Here is a 1980-nt window from a genome sequence, read left to right as displayed (position 1 = left end):
CCGAGATCACCGATACGGTGTCCGGCAAGAAACGCCTCGTACCGCCGAAGATCACGACGGTACGAGGACAAGGTGTTCTTCGCAGCACCCCGCTCGACCTCGAGGTGGTCGAGGTACGTCGAGATCTGCTCGGCAAGCACGGCGGACTATCCGTGCGACTTCTTCCGACGCTCGAAGGTAGTCGGCAAGTCCGGCCACGGAGCATCGGCGGGGCGCAGGGGCGTCGAACCCGCTCTGGCAGCTGCCAGAGCAAGAATTCCGGACACTGCAGAGGCGTTGACGAACTCGCCGGACAACGCACGCGCGACCGCATCGTCGAGCGGTACGAACTCGAGCACGATGTCGGCTTCCTCGTCCCGTGCTTCGGGTCGATCGACCGCGGACAGGTTCTCGGCGAGAAAGACTCGAACGCATTCGTCGGTGAATCCAGGCGACGCCATCACGTCGACGAGAACCGACCAGTGTTCGGCTGCGAGGCCGGTTTCCTCGGCCAGTTCGCGCTTGGCTGCGTCCACCGGCGGTTCGTCGATCTCGTCGAGCAAACCTGCGGGCAGTTCCCAGAGACGACGGCCGATCGGGTGCCGATACTGCTCGATCATCGCCACTCGGTCCTGATCATCGAGCGCCACGACCGCAACAGCGCCGTGATGCTCGACGACCTCACGCTCGGCCACCCGGCCGCCGGGCATCGCGACCTGATCCAATCGAAGCGCGAGAATGGCGCCCTCGTAGACGGTCTTCGACCCGACGGTGGCGAACTCGTGGCGCGACGGGGGAACGGTCATCCGACGCTTTCGGCGGTGGCACCGGACACCGGGAACTCCGAATCCTTGGCAGCATCCTCGCCGTGGATGTCGACCGGAAGCCGTTCCGCTGCCTTGTACACGAGAGCTGCATTGATCAGGGCGGCGAACAGCGGGTGCGGACGAGTCGGGCGACTCTTCAGCTCCGGATGCGCCTGAGTGCCGACGAAGAACGGGTGGACCGACGCCGGCAACTCGACGAACTCGACGAGGTGCCCGTCCGGCGAGGTTCCGCTGAAGACGAGGCCACTCTTGGAGATTCGGTCGCGGTAGGTGTTGTTGACCTCGTAACGGTGACGGTGACGCTCGGACACCTCGGTCGTCCCATAGGCACCGGCGACGACCGATCCTTTGTCCAGCTTTGCGGGGTAGGCCCCGAGACGCATCGTGCCGCCGAGATCGGCGTCACCGGCGACGGCGTCCTCTTGATCGGCCATCGTCGAGATGACTGCGTACTTGGTGTCGGGTTCGAATTCGGCCGAGTTCGCGTCGGTCAGACCGACCGAACGTGCCGCTTCGATGACCATGCACTGCAGACCGAGGCACAGTCCGAGCAACGGAACCTTGCGAGTGCGTGCAAATTCGATGGCGCCGAGCTTGCCTTCGATTCCACGAATCCCGAATCCTCCGGGAATCAGGACTGCGTCGACGTCACCGAGAGCAGCCTGTGCACCTGCCGGCGTCGCACACTCGTCGGAGGGCACCCACTTGATCTCGACCTTGGAGCGATGCGCGAACCCGCCGGCGCGAAGAGCCTCGGTGACCGACAGGTAGGCGTCGGGAAGGTCGACGTACTTGCCGACGAGGCCGACACGCACGGTCTCCCGTGGCTCGTGGACGCGCTCGAGCAGACCGCCCCACACCGTCCAGTCGACGTCGCGGAACGGCAAGCCGAGCTTGCGGACCACATAGGCGTCGAGACCCTCGCGGTGGAGGACCTTGGGGATGTCGTAGATCGACGGCGCGTCGGGAGTGGAGATGCAGCCGTCGACGTCGACGTCGCACATCAGCGCGATCTTGTTCTTCAGGCCCGGGGGGACGTCGCGGTCGCAGCGCAGGATGAGCGCATCGGGCTGGATACCGATGCTGCGCAGCGCCGCGACGGAGTGCTGGGTCGGCTTGGTCTTGAGCTCACCGGACGGTGCGAGGAACGGGACGAGCGAGACGTGCAGGAAGA

Annotated in this window: 3 protein-coding genes; all 3 read right to left on the bottom strand. The window is 65.3% G+C overall.

All coding sequences use genetic code 11. The annotated features are described in order from the left end of the window. Positions 1–140, bottom strand: a 140-nt coding sequence (locus A2J03_RS29675; RefSeq protein WP_197480605.1) for a site-specific integrase, incomplete at its 3' end; no start/stop codon positions are given. A 6-nt stretch (positions 141–146) separates the two neighbouring features. Beyond that, complete coding sequence (locus A2J03_RS03385) at positions 147–785, bottom strand: NUDIX domain-containing protein (RefSeq protein WP_068369684.1); 639 nt, start codon at positions 783–785, stop codon at positions 147–149. After that, positions 782–1980: CTP synthase (locus A2J03_RS03380; RefSeq protein WP_068369681.1), on the bottom strand; the 1199-nt coding region annotated here is incomplete at its 5' end. The genes A2J03_RS03385 and A2J03_RS03380, both read right to left, overlap by 4 nt.

It is taken from the genome of Rhodococcus sp. EPR-157, from assembly GCF_001647195.1.
Classification (GTDB): domain Bacteria; phylum Actinomycetota; class Actinomycetes; order Mycobacteriales; family Mycobacteriaceae; genus Rhodococcoides.
Note: the sequence above shows the minus strand (reverse complement) of the source record. Positions and strands in the feature narration are given on the sequence as shown.

Excerpts from the sequence above, each read along its gene's own strand:
- A2J03_RS03385 (WP_068369684.1), bottom strand. The coding sequence starts at position 785 with ATGACCGTTCCCCCGTCGCGCCACGAGTTCGCCACCGTCGGGTCGAAG.